We start from the raw sequence: 1,257 nt of genomic DNA on the forward strand, positions 1-1,257 counted from the left end.
GATCGACTCTGGCGCAAACCAAGTGAGAGTCACAACGCCAACATAACCACCGATGATCATGTAATGAATTGGCCACCCTTTTAAGATGCGCAGCACCCCAATCACAATCGCAATCCCAACAGAAAAAGCCACCGTTATCCGCAGGCCAACGCCATACTCCGTCATGGATTGTTCGGAATTGGGGATCATCCCGCCTTCAGCCGCCACCTCTGAGGCCTCTTCTGCAACAGCAGTCAATGCTGGCTCTGCGATCGTGGTTCCAAACCCCAAGCAAAACGCAAAAATCAATAACCAAAACACACTGCCCTTTCGAGCAAAGGCTTGTGCCATATTTTCGCCAATGGGGAACAAGCCGAGTTCTAGCCCGAAAATAAAAAACGTCAGGCCTAAAATGACCAACAACAAACCAAAAAGAATCGAGACCAAGTTAGGTAAAGGCTCTTGCAGAACCACCAATTGGAAGAAGGTAATAACAATTACAATAGGAAGAAGATCGCGGGCACTGTTAAACAGAGCGCGGAACAAAGCAGTGAGTGCTTCCATGCAAATCCTCCCTTTGACGAACAAGTTATTGGCTCTGAAGGCGAGACCTGTCCGGTGATATCCTTATCATCTACTCTCAGTGTGGCATAAATTTCTACTCACAAACGTGAACAACCTTATGTCACCACTAACATTTGGTTACATTTTCCCAATATGTGAACTGGATGAGCCACCACGAAAATTTATCTGAAAGATGGAAGAACGCATGATAAGGAGATCGGAACTGATCAAGCGAGGCGCAAAACGACTATAATGTTCTAATATATTGACATTCAAAGAGATGCTATGAAGATATTACTTACAGGTGGAACTGGGTTTATAGGGTCTGAGTTACTCAAACTGCTCACCACTCATCAGATAGTGTTACTGACCCGATCGCCAGACCAAGCCAAACAACGCTTGCAGTACGCTGATTTAGGTAATATCGAGTACCTTGCTTCTCTTGATGAACTCGCCGATCTCAACAACATAGATGCCGTCATCAACCTCGCAGGAGAACCAATCGCAGACAAACGTTGGACGGAGCAGCAAAAAGAGAAAATTTGCGACAGTCGCTGGAAAATTACCGAGCAAATTGTTGAGCTGATTCACGCCAGTACCGAACCGCCTTCTGTGTTTCTTAGCGGATCTGCTGTCGGTTATTACGGCGACCAGCAGGATCATCCGTTCGATGAGTGTCTTCATGTGAATAACGACGATTTCCCGCATATGGTT

At 46.0% G+C, this 1,257-nt stretch carries 2 protein-coding genes; one reads left to right on the forward strand and one right to left on the reverse strand.

Annotated elements, in window-relative coordinates; genetic code table 11:
* On the reverse strand, window positions 1-543 hold a 543-nt coding region (locus R7F67_RS24330; protein ID WP_318057477.1), incomplete at its 3' end, for a DUF1538 family protein.
* A gap of 285 nt (window positions 544-828) precedes the next feature.
* Between R7F67_RS24330 and R7F67_RS24335 the strand changes: the two genes are divergently transcribed.
* On the forward strand, window positions 829-1,257 hold a 429-nt coding region (locus tag R7F67_RS24335; protein WP_318057478.1), incomplete at its 3' end, for an NAD-dependent epimerase/dehydratase family protein.

It is taken from the genome of Vibrio sp. YT-17, assembly GCF_033337375.1.
GTDB lineage: Bacteria > Pseudomonadota > Gammaproteobacteria > Enterobacterales > Vibrionaceae > Vibrio > Vibrio alginolyticus.